This is a genomic window from Carboxylicivirga agarovorans, from assembly GCF_050589845.1.
Taxonomy (GTDB): domain Bacteria; phylum Bacteroidota; class Bacteroidia; order Bacteroidales; family Marinilabiliaceae; genus Carboxylicivirga; species Carboxylicivirga agarovorans.
In genome coordinates this window covers 145,524-162,003 of sequence record NZ_JBNGPA010000002.1, presented here as the reverse complement: position 1 = coordinate 162,003, position 16,480 = coordinate 145,524, and the positions used below count along the sequence as shown (strand labels likewise).

Genomic DNA, 16,480 nt, shown 5'->3' with positions numbered 1-16,480 from the left:
GTTCTACTTTTAAATCCATAAAAATCAGCTAATACAATCCTGATGAAACAGCTATTAATCAAGAACATAAAGAAACTGGTTCAAACCGAAAAGGAGAACCAGCCATATATTGCCGGTACACAAATGGCCGGACTTCCATCTATCGATGATGCCTATTTATTAATTAAAGGGGCTTATATCAGTGCCTATGGTAAAATGAGTGACCTGGAAGAATCAACATTACCTGCAGATATTGAAGTGATAGATGCCAGTGATCGTTTGGTACTGCCGGCATGGTGTGATTCGCATACCCATTTGGTATATCCGAAAAGCCGCGACGTGGAGTATGTAGATAAAATCAAAGGCCTTAGTTATGAAGAGATAGCTGCCCGCGGTGGTGGTATTCTCAACTCAGCCAAGTTGATGCAAACGGCCAGTGAAGATCAGCTGTTTGATGATGCGATGGTAAGACTGGAAGAAATCATCAAATGGGGAACCGGTGCAGTAGAGATCAAAAGTGGTTACGGCCTGACAACTGAGAGTGAGCTAAAGATGCTGCGTGTGATCAAGCGACTTAAAGAGGCCAGTCCTATGACCATCAAATCCACTTTCCTGGGTGCACACTCGATTCCAATGGAATACCGTGGTCAGCAGGAGAAATACGTTGACCTTGTAATCAATGAAATGTTACCTGCTGTTGGTAAGGAGCAGCTCGCCGATTACGTGGATGTATTTTGTGATGTAGGCTTCTTTACTGTTGAAGATACTGACCGCATACTAAATGCAGCTGCTAAATATGGTTTAACACCAAAAATCCATGCCAACGAATTAGACTATTCAGGAGGTATACAGGTAGGTGTTAAATACAAGGCTTTGTCAGTTGACCACCTTGAGTTTACCGGTGAAGAAGAGATGAAAGCATTAAAGGACTCAGGTACTATGCCAACCATCTTGCCAGGCGCTGCATTTTTCCTTAATATGGCTTATGCTCCTGCACGGCAGATGATGGAGGCAGGATTGCCGGTGGCACTGGCTTCTGACTTTAACCCGGGGTCTTCACCTTCGGGCAATATGCAGTTAATAATGGCAATGGGTAGCGTACTTTATCGCATGTTACCTGAAGAGGTCATCAATGCTGTAACTAAAAATACGGCATATGCCATGGGCGTTGATAAAGAGTTAGGCTCGATCTGCGTTGGCAAAAAAGCCAATTTGATCATTACGAAACCTATTCCGGGTATTGAATACCTGCCATACGCTTATGGTGAAAATAAGGTGGAAAGCACGATCCTGAATGGGATGAAGATGTAAGGAAGACATAAGAAGAAAGACAACTTAAGCAATCAACATAAATGTTTTGTCTTAGGTAATCTTTGATAAACAAGTAAACGAATCGACAAAAACATATAATATGCAACAACTAATAGAGTGCGTTCCTAATTTTTCTGAGGGATGCGACATGACTATCATCGACAAGATCACTGATGAAATCAAGAAGGTAGACGGTGTTAAACTGATTGATGTTGACCCGGGACAAGCAACCAACCGTACGGTAGTTACCATTGTTGGAACTCCAAACGAAGTTTGTGAAGCTGCTTTTCAGGCGGTAAAGAAAGCACAGGAGTTAATTGATATGCGTTCGCACAAAGGAGCTCACCCACGTTTTGGAGCCACTGATGTGTGTCCTTTGGTACCTGTTGCCAACATTTCAATGGAAGAAACTGTGGAGTATGCGCACAAATTAGCTGAGCGTATTGGTACAGAACTAAACATTCCGATTTACTGCTATGAGTTCGCTGCTAAGGAAGATAAACGTAAAAACCTGGCTAATTGCCGCGAAGGTGAGTACGAAGCTATTCCTAAACGTATTGGTACTACTGAGTGGAAACCGGATTTTGGTCCTGCTGAGTGGAATGAGAGTGTTGCCAAGTCGGGTGTAACCGCTGTAGGAGCCCGTAACTTTTTGATCGCTTATAATGTGAACCTTAACACAACTTCAACGCGTCGTGCCAACGCAATTGCATTCGACGTTCGTGAGCGTGGTCGTGTGAAACGTGAAGGTCACCCTGTAACCGGTAAAATTGTAAAAGACGAAAACGGTAATCCGGTGAACATACCGGGTATGTTAAAGTCTGTAAAAGGTATTGGCTGGTACATTGAAGAATATGGTGTTGCTCAAATCTCCATGAACCTGACTGACATTACAGTTACGTCATTACACAAAGCTTATGAGGCCGTATATGAGCGTGCCAATGCCCGTGGTATCCGCGTTACCGGATCTGAGATGGTGGGTGTTGTGCCGTTGCAGGCCATGCTGGATGCAGGTAAATATTTCTTGCGCAAGCAAGAGCGTTCAACAGGTATTCCTGAGCGTGAAATCATAAAGATCGCTATAAAGTCAATGGGTCTGGATGAGTTATATCCATTTGATCCTGATAAAAAGATCATTGAATACATCCTAAAAGACGATAAGAAACAACTGATCGACATGAACCTGACTGAGTTTGCTGATGAAACAGCATCGGAGTCACCAGCTCCTGGTGGCGGTTCTATCTCTGCTTATGTAGGTTCACTGGGTGCTGCTTTAGGTACAATGGTGGCTAACCTGTCAGCTCACAAACGTGGTTGGGACGACCGTTGGGAAGAATTCAGCAACTGGGCTGAGAAAGGCATGGCTGTTGAGAAAGAATTATTGGCTTTAGTTGATGAAGATACGAATGCCTTCAACAAGATCATGGATGCATTTGGTCTTCCTAAAGGAACTGACGAAGAAAAAGCTGCTCGCAAAAAAGCCATTGATGATGCAACCAAGTATGCTATCCAGGTACCATTCCGAGTAATGGAAGTAGCCTATAAAGGTTTCGAAGTTATTCGTGCAATGGCCGAGGTTGGTAATCCTAACTCAGTAACCGATGCTGGTGTTGGTGCTTTATGTGCTCGCTCTGCTGTTATGGGAGCTTACCTGAATGTTAAGATCAATGCTGCCGGACTGGATGATAAAGCATACGTTGAGAAAGTACTTGCTGATGGTAAAGTAATTGAGGACAAAGCCATTCAGGAAGAAAAAGAAATACTGGAAATTGTAAACGGAAAGATCTAAGCTGATAATTAGATACAATTAAAATTTAAACGGTGGCCTGTTTGGGCTGCCGTTTTTTTTATGCCTTCTCAGCACTTTATTATTGCCTATCTATTTAATGCTACTAATTCATACTCCTTCCTTTAATATACTTAGCACTTTCATTGCGCATTACAGATGCCTGACAACAATGCATGACCATAACCCGCCTTTTTGTTTTTTGACGAATGAAATATTTAACCCTGTCAATGAAACTTTTCATGTGACAAAGGTGTATACAGCATACACCCAAACACGTTAATATGAAATTCGATCGCCTCACAAACCTTACAATGTTAAGGTTTTGGATATTACTACTACTTATGGGATTCTGTTCGATTCCCAAAGGCTATGCGCAGGACAGTAAATGCAACGACTGTTTCTCAACCGAAGTCATCAATATTATTGAGGATGGCAATTGTGTTAGAATTGAGCTTAAGGTCGAGGCATCTCAATGTGCCCAGGCCTTATCACATTTTACAGTTGAGGTACCATGCGGTACCATTACCGAAGCCAGTAACTCAATGGGGTGGCCAATGGAATTGAACAGCACCGATCCTACAACCAATATTTATGGTTTAAAAGTTGACGAAACTGAAGGTTTTGGTGAAGATGGCGTGGCAGCCTCATTCACTGTCAACTATACTGTTTGCGCGGATGATGCTCAATGTTTGCAAGAATTGCTTCATGAAAGTTTTATTGTTGGATACAAAGCAGGGGAATGTGTCTTTACGGATGATAAAAAGCTAAAAGATAATCAACTTGAAGCCACGCTCACAGTAAAGGACATCTCATGTCATGGTGACAATACCGGAAGCATTGATGTAACAGTTATCAACGGCACCGAACCCTATACGTTTCTGTGGAACAATGGGGCATCAAGCGAAGACCTGGAAAATCTTCCGGCCGGAAGTTACTCGGTTGTTATTACCGACGACAAAGGTGAGACATTGACACTTGAAGCCAGTATTACAGAGCCTGAAAAAGTTACGGTCAAGGCATCTGTTATTCACTCCAACTGTGGTCAGTCAGATGGCAGCATCCACCTTGAAATTTCAGGAGGATCAAGCCCGTATGATATAGCCTGGAACTCGGGTGAAACGGGTACTTCTGTCAGTAATTTATCTGGCGGTTCATACTATGCAACTGTTACTGATGCTTTAGGATGCTCCAAAACTTTTAAATACACTGTAATTGATCAGACTGACCTGCAGATCAGTATTGATAATACTACCATTGAATGTCATGAAGACGGTACCGGAACACTTACCGCTGATGTAACTGGGGGAACAGAGCCTTACAGTTATTTATGGAGCAATGGTGATACAACAGCAACTGCATCCAATCTTACAAGCGGGGGACATAAGGTAAGCGTTACCGATGCCAACGGTTGTACCATAACAAAAACCGGGTATGTGGTTTTAAAGAAGATCACCGTTAATCATTCAATAGTGGAACCAACATGTAATGGTGATGACAATGGTTCAGCAAGCCTGACCATTACCGATGGAACTGAACCGTACGAGATTATATGGAATAATGGCGATACCACTTTAACAGTCAACGGTCTTACAGGCGGGTGGTACTGGGCCGACATTACTGATGCCAATGGTTGTACAGCGCGGGAATATGTAAAAATGAGCGAACCCACTGCCATCAGCATCAACACATCAGTTAAGCGGGCCAATTGCGAGGAAAACGATTCTACAATCATTATTACTGTTGAAGGTGTGGGTGGTACTCCTCCATATGAAATTTATTATAAAGATGAACTGTCAACCGGTGAAATAACAGTTGACAAAGAGGGCTACTACGATTTTACAGCTATTGATGCCAATGGATGTAGTATTACTGAAAGCGTTTATATCGAAAGACCTGAAACAGCATTGGACTTCAGTGTATTTGTTCAGCAACCCGATTGTCAGCACCCACTGGGTTCAGCAACAATAAGCATTAACGACGGTACGGCACCTTACAACATTATCTGGCCTGATGGCAATAATGGTTTATCCCGCTATGACCTTACTGCAGGTGATTACCTTATCACTATAGAAGATGCCAATGGCTGTTCTGCATCACAAACAATAAGCATTCATGAGGTGATTTATCCAAGTGTGGAGTTAATCGACCCGGCTAATGCTATTTGCGGTAGCACTGATAATATTATCAATGCCACTGTGGACAATGCTGAACAATTCACCTGGTCAATAATTAATGCAGATGATACATGGTTTATACAGGATGAACAAGCAACACAATTGCTATATACTGCAGGTATAGGAACTGCAACCATTAGCCTGGAGGTAATCAATGCGAACGGATGTGTATCGAGCGACACAATTACCATTGCTTGTACTGTGTCTGATGATGATTCAGACAATACAGGAGGAGACGATAATGATACTACTGAGCCTACAGAAGAATGTGAAAATACGTGTTTTGATATCATTCCGCTTGACTGGTATCAAACCTACGACGGATGCTATACTTACCATGCCAAAGTAAGTACTGATGGTAGTTGTCGTCACGACCTTTCACACTTAACTGTAGAAGTGTTGAATGGCTCGGTCAGCATTGTTGAAAACTCAAACAATTGGAAAACAGAACTAAACAACACGGATCCAACATCAGGATTATATGGCTTTAAAGTAGATGATATTGACGGCTTTGGAAAAACAAATGAAACGTTTAATCTTAGCTTTAACATTTGCTTTAGTGGACAGGAGGTACAGTCGCAGTTTGTGGTTGCCTATAAAGCTGCTCAATGCATCATGTATGATACATTAAGCTTTGAAGCACCTCAAGCTTCAATAGCTGCAAAGAGCTACCCCAATCCTTTTGTTGATAGCGCGACCATCGAGTTTACTCCTGAAAGCGATGAAAACGCAGTGGTTAATATATACGGCATCAATGGAGAACTAATTGAATGTCTGTATAATGGAAAAGTTGAAGAAGGTATGACCTATACATTTGATTTTACAGCTAACAACAGCGGAAGCAGCATCTTTTTCTACCGCATCATTTGTGGCGAACAATCAGTACAGGGAAAATTAATTAAGGCGACAAGGTAAGCCATAATAAGTAGGACAATTTTGGTTATTGACGCAGACGGCTATCATGATGATGATAGCCGTTTTTTTTGTATCTCTGGATTAAAGAGAAAAACTTAACTAATTTGCTCAACTCCCAGTCGATCTGACATATTCTGAAGCTCAATAGCCAACTTTTCAGCATCTTTTATATTCTTTAAAGCCATCAATTTCTGCCCATTTTCATTGAATAAGCAAATCAGGTTTTGCTTCTGTTCTATATCCAAAGAACGGTTACTTCGACTATAGGTTCGGTACACTTTATTGGAACGGTAGCGGCCAATTTTCATGCTTGCTTTCACAGGTATCCACTTGCCGGTTTTTACAATACCAAATAGCTTATCTCCATTACGCACCTGCTTTTTGTCGTAATCAATAGATGTTAATGGTCGGGTAAAAGCCACAAATGCACCTATTATTGTAACAACAATTCCTCCAAAGCCGGCCATAACCGTTAAAAACAAGCCTGCACAAAATATAAGCAAACCACTGAAAGAGCCAACAGGACCAAAAGTCTTTCCTAATGAGTTGTATTCTATCATAACTATTCTTTTTGTAAAGACTAAGATAATCATAGAATTTGAATGATTAGTATAATTAGTAATCACAACTATCCTGCAACATGCATTGAGTTATCTGAACAATATTCACCTATCAAAGCATACCGCTTCTCCCTGGCTAGTTCTAACTTTACAAGGCAATTTCAAATACACACAAGCATGAGATTTAAACCTTGGTACTTATTAAACATTGTTATTCTGCTAATATGGGGCTGTAATAACAAACAGGAAACGACAAGCATTCAGATAATACCTGAACCCCTTTCGATTGAACAACGCAACGACGGGGCATTTGTCATCAACAATAAACTAATTGTGCAATTGTCTGATTCTAGCATGTTGCCGGCGGTTTCACTGCTTAAAGACATTACACAAAAAGATATTGAGTTACACTGGTCCTACGAAAATGAGGCCGACTTCGTATTTCAGATAAACCCGGAACTGAAGTCATTAAGCCACGAAGGCTATATACTGGACATCAGCAGCAAACAGGTTCTTATTCAATCGGCTGGAGCAGAAGGCTTGTTTTATGCCGTACAAAGTATCAGGCAATTACTGCCTGCCTCGCTGGATTCTAACACACATTTAAGTCTTCCGTCATGTCGAATAACAGATCAACCACGCTTTGGCTGGAGAGGCATGCACCTGGATGTATCTCGTCATTTTATGCCAATCACATTTATTAAAAGCTACATTGACTACCTTGCCATGCATAAACTTAATGTGTTTCACTGGCACCTGGTTGATGGCATTGGCTGGCGAATTGAGATCAAATCACATCCTGAGCTGACCAATGTCGGAGCATGGCGAAAAGTAAAGCCCGGGCTAAAACCATGGCAGGAATTTGAAGTATGGCGAGAAGGTGACAGTGAAGAAAAATATGGTGGATATTATACCCAGGATGAGATACGCGAAGTAGTCGCTTATGCCGCAGCAAAACACATAACAGTCATTCCTGAAATTGAATTACCCGGACACTCTGAAGTGGTCTTTCAATGCTATCCGCACCTGGCTTGTAGAAACACAGAAGGTCAGCACCAAAAGAATACAGGCGTTTATTGTGCTTCTAACCCCAAGTCTTATCAGTTATTAGAAGATGTCTTAGCGGAAGTATTGGAGCTATTCCCATCAGATTATATTCATATTGGTGGCGATGAAGTCAACAAAAAACACTGGAAAGAATGCCCCGATTGCCAGAAGATGATGAAACAAAATGCGTATGATGCTCATGAACTGCAAAGTCATTTCATTAATCATTTTGATACCTGGTTAAAGAACAAAAATCGAAGACTTATTGGCTGGCATGAAATACTGGAAGGTCAGTTATCTCCATCGGCAACTGTAATGTTCTGGGCTTCTGAAAAGCAGGTGAAAGAATACCTTGAGAAAGGCCATCCCACTGTATTAACAACCGGTTCACACTTGTATTTTGACCATTACCAAAGCATGAGTAAGCACGAACCCATTGCCTTTGGTGGCAATGCTCCACTCAAAAAAGTATACGATTACGAGCCAATACCTTCGGATATTGAATCTCAATATGCCAACCTGGTAATGGGTGTTCAGGCAAACATATGGACTGAATACATGCCAAACGAAGAACAGGTTGAATATATGATGTTTCCGCGTATTGCAGCACTGGCTGAGATAGCATGGCAACAAAAAGACGCAAAAGACTGGGAACACTTCAGAAATAAAATGGATGTGATGCTGGATCGCTACAATACCCTTGGTGTCAATTATGCCCACAGTGCTTTACGCCCTGAAATAAAATTTGAGTTCTTAGCTCAATCACAGCAGATGAAAGTGACGATTGATACTGAGCTTAAGACCCAGGTCTATTACACGATCGATAATAGTGAACCAGTGCAAAATGGATCTATTGCCTATAAAGAGCCATTTCTATTGGATGCATCTGCCACCATTAAAGCCATAGCGGTTAAGAACGGTAAAGTGTGCGGAGAGACTGAAGTTAAAGACGCCATCTTGCACAAAGCGGCAGGAGCTGAAGTTACCTTAAACTGTCAGCCTACTGATAAATACTCAGCCAATGGACCTTACACCTTGGTTGATACAGAGTTTGGCGGCAATAAGTGGGGCAACGGCAAATGGTTGGGAATTCTTAACCACGATTTTGAAGCCATCCTGAATCTTAAAGAATCCAAAGACATACAATCGGTTCAACTCAGTTGTGTCGAGGCTACAGGAGCAGGTATATTCTACCCTGTTTCATTCGAGGTATTTATATCTGATGATGGAAAGGAATATACGAAAGCCGGCAAATGGCAGCTTGACAAAACTTACCAAAAACCTTGGTCGGCCGATGTCAACCACCGAATACTGTCAGTGGAGTTTGATAAAACAAGTACGCAATACGTTAAAGTAAAAGCAATTTATCCCCACATAAACGATATGGGTGTGTTTTTATTCATTGATGAGGTAATGGTTGAGTAACAAATAGTTCTTAAATAGTTGAAGCGGTTGCCTGTTGGTGACCGCTTTTTTATTGGTCGATAACTGGGGATGCAACATTTGTATCAGCATTTGGAATATTTATGCTCGACCCCGCTTGCCTTTCAGTATAATATTGTGTTCAACGTAAGCTTACATTTTCATTGTTGTATTAAAAATTAAGTATCATGAAACGTAATAAAATAATTGGCATAGCATTAATAAGCATACTGATCGGCATCAATAGTTATGCTCAGAAGAACAAATACACTATTGATGCAGGTAAGGTACCGGCATGTACCCATGTGCATTTGGATGACTTCCCGCATCATAAGGCTGTACCCATCATTAAAGGCTGGGGTGGCATGGCAGTTGATATTAACAATGCACCGGCAGGAACCGACTTCACCCCGCTGTTGCACGGATTGGAAAACAACCATTGCCAGGTACCTCATTGGGGCTATATCATTGAAGGTTCCATAAAAGTAATGTATGAAGATGGTTCTGAAGAACTATTTGCAAAAGGTGAAGCTTTCTTTATGAAACCCGGTCATACCGGCATTGTACTGGAAGATCTGTTCCTCGTGAGTTTTAGCCCTGAGGACGCCATGGAAGAGTTAATTAAACACATAGAAAAACGTGTGGATGAGCTTAACAGTTCATCTGCATCTAAATAAAACAACCTCAAAAAAATCACGATCAGAGAATGAACATTTTCATCGAACTGATGTTTACCTTTTTTACTCACCCATAAATTTTTAGCTATGCCATTATATATGGATTGTCACCACCTGCCGGGCATACGCTTAGAAGATGCAAAAGTCGCCCACATACGTGATGTGGCAGTACAGGCTAAGTATGGCGTAAAATACCACCAATTCTGGGTCAACGAGGAAAAAGAAATGGCCTTTTGCCTGGTTGAAGGTCCCAGTAAAGAAGCTTGTCAGGCCACTCATATGGAAGCTAATTTCATGACAGCATGTAATATTGTTGAAGTTGACGGCGGCTTGTATTCCGCCTTTATGGCCTATGGTCAGGCCATTGACCATGGTGTGGTTATGGAAAAAGATGACTTGCCTGACTCTGGCTTCCGCTTTATTTTAACCCTTGATATTATTGCGCTTACCCAGGTCACAAACTCGGTTGATTTTGAGCAGCTCAAATTCCCTGAAGCTCCGCGGAACATTGCTCATGAGTACATAAGCAAACACCAGGGCCGATTATTGAAACAATTGCAAAAAGAAAGTATCATCGCTACTTTTATGACACCCGAAGGCGCACTCCGTTGTGCACTGGCCATTAAAGACGATTATGACAGGCGATATGCTGACTCTGCTGAATCCCCCTGGAATATTCGTTACAAAATGGGTATTAGCGTTGGACAACCCGTGACAGAACATGAAGACCGACTATTTGAAAAAGCCATTCGCGACAGCAGCAGGCTATGCAAAGTGGCAGCCAACGGGCATATCAAAGTGAGTAGTGAAATAGGGAAGCTCAGTTTTTTATGCGAAGACGAAATTATCGCTCATAAGCTCTCTGTTCTCGATATAACTGAACAACAGTTTTTCAATCAGTTATTTGACCTTGTTGAAGCACGTTTTGCCGATGACGATTTCACGGTTGATAATTTAAGTCGTGAAATAGGATTGAGCCGTTCTCAGTTATATCGCAAAACCCTCTCCCTTACCGGAAACTCTCCAGTTGAGTTTATCCGGGATATTAAATTGCAAAAAGCCTTTTACCTTATACGGCAAACGCCCAAGAACATATCAGAGATTGCGCTTGAAGTCGGTATTAATAATCCATCGTACTTTTCTAAATGCTTTCAAAAAAAGTATGGTATTGCCCCTTCTCAACTAGCCGTATAAGCATCTTAACACCCACTCATTCGTAGTTTATTCACTTAAAAAATACAAACTATGAATTTTGAGTCTTTACAAGTTTCGTGCAAGGGACAGGTGGTTTTGCCTGATCATCCTGAATATGACGAAGCACGAAAAGTATACAATGCAATGATTGACAAACATCCGGCTGCTATTCTTTTTTGCCAGGATGAAGAGGATGTGAAAAATGGTGTTTTATTTGCCAAAGCCAATAAGCTTGATCTGGCCATAAGAGGTGGCGGACATAATGGCGCCGGACTGGGCATTTGCGATGCCGGTCTTGTGCTTGACATGTCGTCTATGAAACAAATAGATGTCGACACAGATAATAAAACTGCCAGGGTGCAGGCAGGATGTACCCTGGGCGATGTCGATAAAGCAACACATGAGCATGGGCTGATGGTACCCGGAGGTATTATCAGCACCACTGGCGTAGCCGGGCTCACCCTTGGTGGTGGTATTGGCTACTTTACACGTAAACTGGGCCTGACCATCGATAATTTATTAGGTGCACGAGTCGTGTTAGCCGATGGTCAGATCGTTAACTGCAACTCCATACAACACTCCGATCTATTCTGGGCCCTCAGAGGTGGTGGTGGTAACTTTGGCGTCGTTATTCATTTTGTTTTTAAGCTCAGCCCTATAAGTATAGTGCATGCGGGCCCAATGTTCTGGGAGCTTGATGATGCCAGGGAAGTTATGCAGTTCTTCGACCGCTTTACCAAACAGGCTGACGATGACTTGTATGGATTCTTCGCCTTTCTTGTTGTTCCGCCCGGCGATCCGTTCCCCGAGCACCTGCACAACAAGAAAGTATGTGGCATCGTTTGGAACTACACTGGTCCTGCTCAAAGGGTTGAAGAAGTCTATAAGCCGATCAGAGACTTTAAAAAACCGATCTTTGATCTAATAATGGAAATCCCTGTTCCCGGCTTAAACAGCTTATTCGACGGCCTTTACCCAGCAGGTTATCAGTGGTATTGGAAAGCCCATTATATTAACGAGTTGACCGACGCATGCATTGATGCGAATGTAAGTTTTGGTGAAACATTGCCGTCATTACATTCAACAACCCATTTGTATCCCATTGACGGGAAAGTGCATCAAATGGCCCCTGATGAAACAGCCTGGGTTAATCGTGACACACGCTGGGTACAGGTAATTGTAGGGGTTGATCCCGAGCCGGTCAATAAGGAAAAAGTCACTCACTGGTGCCGTTCGTATTATGACGCTCTTATACCGTTTGCCATAAAAGGTGCTTATGTCAACTTTATGATGAAAGAGGGTGAAGAGCGCATACGTTCCTCCTATCGTGAAAACTATGATAAACTGGTGCGGGTAAAAACCATGTACGATCCGGACAACCTCTTCCATATCAATCAGAATATCAAACCATCGTAATGATGTACCAGTTAAATCTTAAACGGCTATTGTTAACACAGTGGCCGTTTTCATTCCCCCCATAGATGAAATGATATTTTTCAAGGTTTATCTGCTGCATATTAGTTAACTTGCCTCTTAATTCACAACTCAATATTCAAGCTATGCTTAAATACTACTTTTTATTTATGGCATTGCTGGTCATTGTCTCAACCAGCTGCCAGGCTCAGTACGACAAATTCTTTAGCGATGCAACAATGCGCCTTGATTATAACCACATTGGTAATGCTGCAGAGGAGCATTTTGCCTTTGATCAAATGGTAAATGATGGCCAGTGGGCTGGTAGTAAAACCGTTCTGATCGATGAACTTCGATTGGGCAAATACTTTTTTGATGTAAAAGATCCTCAATCGGGCGAAGTTCTTTATTCAAGAGGTTATTCCAGCATCTATGGTGAGTGGGAAACAACGCCGGATGCCAAGGAGAACTGGGGAAGCTTCCATGAATCATTACGCTTTCCATGGCCAAAGCAAGAGGTGGATGTAACCATATACAAACGCAACCGCAAAAACGGTTTTGATCCGGTTTGGACCTACAAGGTAAACCCCAAACATCACCGTTCCTTTATCAAGCCTGTAAGTAATCACTACAACACCTTTGATGTTGTAGTTAACGGTACTCCTGAAAAACAAGTAGACATTGTTGTGTTGGGCGAAGGCTATGCCAAAGAAGATATGGATAAGTTTCATAAAGATGCTAAACGCTTTGCTGAAGTTTTATTGAACTGTGAGCCTTTTGCCACACATAAAAACAAATTCTCAATAAGGGCGGTGGAAACACCTGCTCCACACTCGGGCGTTAACCATCCTCATCAGGATATTCATACACGTTCTGCATTGTCGGTTACATACGGTGCATTTAATTCAGAACGCTATGCCCTGGGTTACGATAATAAAACCATACGTGACGCTTCGGCTGCTGTGCCTTATGAATTTACAGCTATTCTAATGAATGATTCTATTTATGGTGGAGGCGGTATTTACAACCTGTATATCACAGCTGCTGTTGATAATGCTTTCCAGGAGTATTTGTTTGTTCACGAGTTTGGTCATCACTTTGCTGACTTAGCCGATGAATATTATACCTCGGCCACTGCTTATGAGATGGATGCCGAGCACCTGGAGCCATGGGAATTGAATGTAACAGCTAATCCAAATCCTGAAACCATTAAGTGGAAAGATATAGTAACTCCCGACACCCCCATTCCAACTCCATGGGATAAAAAGAAATATGACCAGCACAGTATCGATTTCCAAAAGAAAAGAACAGAGCTGCGCAAACAAAAGGTAGCAGAAAGCGTGATGGAAGAATTCTTTATTGAGAAACGCGAGTGGGACGATAAATTGCTTGCTTCAATGGAATACAGCCGTCATGTTGGAGCCTTTGAGGGAGCACAGTATAAAGCCACAGGCATGTACCGAAGTGCTGCCAACTGTCTCATGTTTACAAGGCACGACCAGTTTTGCCCCGCTTGTCAGCGGGCCATCACCCTCATTATTGACCAGTACACCAGGTAATCTCAATAATCAGGGGGCTTACATTTAAGTTAAGGCAAAGGTCGCAAAGCGTATGATATAACTATTCGACGTTTTGCGACCTCTGTTTTTATTCTTTTCGCGCCTGGCGAGAAATATATTTTACTTTACTCAACTCTTCTCTTTACATTTTAAAAGCAGGGCATTGAAACAAGTCTTCAGGTATTTGGTTTCATTAGTAAATGAAATCTTATGAAGACACTACGCCATCCTTTCATATTTATCCTTTTATTCTTCCTTATTAATTCATGTTCAAATCAAACCGATACGGTCAGTTTTCAACTTGATATGAGGGAGGCGATTGACAAGGGGTGGCTGAATCCGGCAGCTGATAAAGTGGGCCTGCGAGGCGATATTCATCCCCTTTCATGGGGTGAAACCTACCTTTGTGACGGACCTTCCAAAAGTGGAATTTATACCCTGACCGTACCCTTTGATTATGTATCTGACAGTGTTGAGCTGAATTACAAAATCAAAGTCGATGGCACAGACAATCCGGATGAGGGTTGGCAACAAGGGCGTAACCACCGGCTGATACTTCATAAAAACATACCACAAACGGTTAAACAGGCCTGGGGTGCAAAAGCACCTGAACCCCGCCCGACCATTAGCGGTCTTGTGGATATCATCCGTGATTTTGATAGTGATCAATTGACCAGCAGGGATATATATGTGTATCTGCCACCTGGCTACCACGACTCCAATCAACGCTATCGCGTGCTCTATATGCATGATGGTCAGAATATTTTTGATGAAGCATCCATCGGGCAGGAATGGGGACTCGATGAAGCAGCAGAGACTTTGATCAATTCGGGAAGTATTGAACCACTGATAATCGTTGGCATAGCCAACACATCTGATCGCATTGATGAATACACGCCCAGTCGTATGCATTGGCAGTACAGCTTTACACGAATGGAAAGCAATTCAGCAAATGCAACAGATGGCAATTACATCACAGAATCCGGTGAAGCGTTGAAAGTTAAAACGGATGGTGACACGCTTAAAGTCATTCTGCCTGGTTATGAGAACTGGCAAAATACCATAAAGCAAGGTGCCAATACATTTTACCAACCAAGAGCCGGCATCACCTTTACTTTTGAGCTTAATACACAGAATAACGCCACAGGTGTAAAAGCCAGCAAACCTCCAATGGGAGGTAAAGGTCAGCAATACAATGACTTTATCATTGAGCAACTTAAGCCCTACATTGACAGCATCTATCGCACTAAAGCATCGCCCGAACACACAGCCATTGGGGGATCTTCTTTAGGCGGTTTAATTAGCCTTTATACCGGCCTGCGGCATCCTGAAACCTTTCATCAGATTGTAGCACTTTCGCCATCTCTATGGTGGGATAAAGCCATGTTGTTTGAATGGGTAGATGCCATAAAGGTAAATGATAAACAAAAAATTTGGTTGTACATGGGAGGACAAGAGGGCGAAGAGGCTGTTAACAATGCCCGAAGCATGCATAAGCTACTTAAAAAGAGTGGATGGCATGTGAACTACGAAGAGGCAGAACTGGGGCAACACAATGAAACAGCATGGAAACAGCAAGCCAATAATATATTATTTTTTGTGGCAGGTAAATAAAGCTTTATTCATGAGGCATGAATATTATCAAACTCAATATACAGGTTAAGAGCATTCACAGTAATGCCATTACATGTATTGCTGAACACCAGTCGGCAAGCAATGAGCTGGTATATTATCCTGCCACTAAAGAGTTAAAGTTGAAAAAAGATGACTCATTGGCATCAATTATTACCGCTAACCGCTTTCAACTTGAAAAGGTGCTTAACTCAGCACTCAAAGGTCGCATAGCTGCCGGCCAGGGCATTAACTGTGTTTTTATAGAGGACTTTCCTTTTTTGAACGACGGGCAGTTTAACCAGTTTATCCGCATTGACAGGCGCAACAAGCAACTGGCAATAAGTGCCTCCAAAAGCTCGCAAGGCACCTTTCATAAGCTGTATACAGATGGATCCTATGTTTGTGCAACAGGCAGCTCGGCCTATGCCGGCCTTACGGAAACACCCGATGGAAAGCAGGAGATCTTTAGCCGTGGCTTTAAGCAGGGCAGCAGTAACCTCATGGAGCTTTTGGCTGTTATAGATGGTATGCAGCACCTGCAACATGCCACTCGGATACAATTATTTACTGACAGTCGCTTCGTGATTCGTGGGCTGGCGCAATGGATCTATTTCTGGGAACACAACAACTGGCAAACATCGTTTGGTGAAAAAGTAAAGTTTGCCCACCACTGGCAACATTTGCACCAGCTGATCGATGGTAAATTAACCGAGCTAAAATGGATAAAAGGCCACTCGGGACATGTTGAGCAAAGCTTTTGCCATCAGCTGGCTAGACAGACTGCCGAAAAGATGGACAAATCTCTCTGATTATTAAAAGAATACTT

Annotated in this window: 11 protein-coding genes; 10 read left to right on the top strand and 1 reads right to left on the bottom strand. The window is 42.3% G+C overall.

What is annotated here, in order from left to right; genetic code table 11:
- Positions 1-42: 42 nt before the first annotated feature.
- The 3 genes from hutI (at position 43) to ACRD69_RS02750 (ending at position 6,168) form a co-directional block, all read left to right on the top strand.
- Positions 43-1,290 carry an imidazolonepropionase gene (hutI, locus tag ACRD69_RS02760; RefSeq protein WP_430813538.1) on the top strand — a complete coding sequence of 416 codons (1,248 nt, stop codon included), beginning with the start codon at positions 43-45 and terminating at the stop codon, positions 1,288-1,290.
- A 100-nt stretch (positions 1,291-1,390) separates the two neighbouring features.
- Positions 1,391-3,079 (top strand): glutamate formimidoyltransferase, encoded by a 1,689-nt coding sequence (gene ftcD, locus ACRD69_RS02755; protein WP_430813537.1) that lies wholly within the window; start codon positions 1,391-1,393, stop codon positions 3,077-3,079.
- Between the two features lie 341 nt (positions 3,080-3,420).
- On the top strand, positions 3,421-6,168 hold the full coding sequence (locus tag ACRD69_RS02750; RefSeq protein ID WP_430813536.1) for a T9SS type A sorting domain-containing protein: 2,748 nt from the start codon (positions 3,421-3,423) through the stop codon (positions 6,166-6,168).
- A 95-nt stretch (positions 6,169-6,263) separates the two neighbouring features.
- Here the strand turns inward: ACRD69_RS02750 and ACRD69_RS02745 are convergent, their stop codons facing one another.
- The gene (locus ACRD69_RS02745) at positions 6,264-6,728 is read right to left on the bottom strand and encodes a hypothetical protein (protein WP_430813535.1); all 465 of its coding nucleotides are present in this window, start codon (positions 6,726-6,728) and stop codon (positions 6,264-6,266) included.
- Between the two features lie 177 nt (positions 6,729-6,905).
- On the opposite strand from ACRD69_RS02745, the gene ACRD69_RS02740 reads away from it, so the two are divergent.
- The 7 genes from ACRD69_RS02740 (at position 6,906) to ACRD69_RS02710 (ending at position 16,463) form a co-directional block, all read left to right on the top strand.
- Complete coding sequence (locus ACRD69_RS02740; RefSeq protein ID WP_430813534.1) at positions 6,906-9,200, top strand: beta-N-acetylhexosaminidase; 2,295 nt, start codon at positions 6,906-6,908, stop codon at positions 9,198-9,200.
- Between the two features lie 185 nt (positions 9,201-9,385).
- Complete coding sequence (locus ACRD69_RS02735; RefSeq protein WP_430813533.1) at positions 9,386-9,874, top strand: cupin domain-containing protein; 489 nt, start codon at positions 9,386-9,388, stop codon at positions 9,872-9,874.
- Positions 9,875-9,961: 87 nt separating this feature from the next.
- Positions 9,962-11,068 (top strand): nickel-binding protein, encoded by a 1,107-nt coding sequence (locus ACRD69_RS02730; RefSeq protein ID WP_430813532.1) that lies wholly within the window; start codon positions 9,962-9,964, stop codon positions 11,066-11,068.
- Positions 11,069-11,119: 51 nt separating this feature from the next.
- Complete coding sequence (locus tag ACRD69_RS02725) at positions 11,120-12,484, top strand: FAD-binding oxidoreductase (RefSeq protein WP_430813531.1); 1,365 nt, start codon at positions 11,120-11,122, stop codon at positions 12,482-12,484.
- Between the two features lie 143 nt (positions 12,485-12,627).
- On the top strand, positions 12,628-14,040 hold the full coding sequence (locus tag ACRD69_RS02720; protein WP_430813530.1) for a M64 family metallopeptidase: 1,413 nt from the start codon (positions 12,628-12,630) through the stop codon (positions 14,038-14,040).
- Between the two features lie 210 nt (positions 14,041-14,250).
- Positions 14,251-15,654: an alpha/beta hydrolase gene (locus ACRD69_RS02715; protein WP_430813529.1), complete on the top strand. Its 1,404-nt coding sequence runs from the start codon at positions 14,251-14,253 to the stop codon at positions 15,652-15,654.
- Positions 15,655-15,671: 17 nt separating this feature from the next.
- Positions 15,672-16,463, top strand: coding sequence for a ribonuclease H family protein (locus ACRD69_RS02710; RefSeq protein ID WP_430813528.1), 792 nt, complete (start codon positions 15,672-15,674; stop codon positions 16,461-16,463).
- The last annotated feature ends 17 nt before the right edge of the window (positions 16,464-16,480 follow it).

Coding starts and splice junctions, on each gene's coding strand:
- hutI (WP_430813538.1), top strand. CDS start 43: ATGAAACAGCTATTAATCAAGAACATAAAGAAACTGGTTCAAACCGAA.
- ftcD (WP_430813537.1), top strand. CDS start 1,391: ATGCAACAACTAATAGAGTGCGTTCCTAATTTTTCTGAGGGATGCGAC.
- ACRD69_RS02750 (WP_430813536.1), top strand. CDS start 3,421: ATGGGATTCTGTTCGATTCCCAAAGGCTATGCGCAGGACAGTAAATGC.
- ACRD69_RS02745 (WP_430813535.1), bottom strand. CDS start 6,728: ATGATAGAATACAACTCATTAGGAAAGACTTTTGGTCCTGTTGGCTCT.
- ACRD69_RS02740 (WP_430813534.1), top strand. CDS start 6,906: ATGAGATTTAAACCTTGGTACTTATTAAACATTGTTATTCTGCTAATA.
- ACRD69_RS02735 (WP_430813533.1), top strand. CDS start 9,386: ATGAAACGTAATAAAATAATTGGCATAGCATTAATAAGCATACTGATC.
- ACRD69_RS02730 (WP_430813532.1), top strand. CDS start 9,962: ATGCCATTATATATGGATTGTCACCACCTGCCGGGCATACGCTTAGAA.
- ACRD69_RS02725 (WP_430813531.1), top strand. CDS start 11,120: ATGAATTTTGAGTCTTTACAAGTTTCGTGCAAGGGACAGGTGGTTTTG.
- ACRD69_RS02720 (WP_430813530.1), top strand. CDS start 12,628: ATGCTTAAATACTACTTTTTATTTATGGCATTGCTGGTCATTGTCTCA.
- ACRD69_RS02715 (WP_430813529.1), top strand. CDS start 14,251: ATGAAGACACTACGCCATCCTTTCATATTTATCCTTTTATTCTTCCTT.
- ACRD69_RS02710 (WP_430813528.1), top strand. CDS start 15,672: ATGAATATTATCAAACTCAATATACAGGTTAAGAGCATTCACAGTAAT.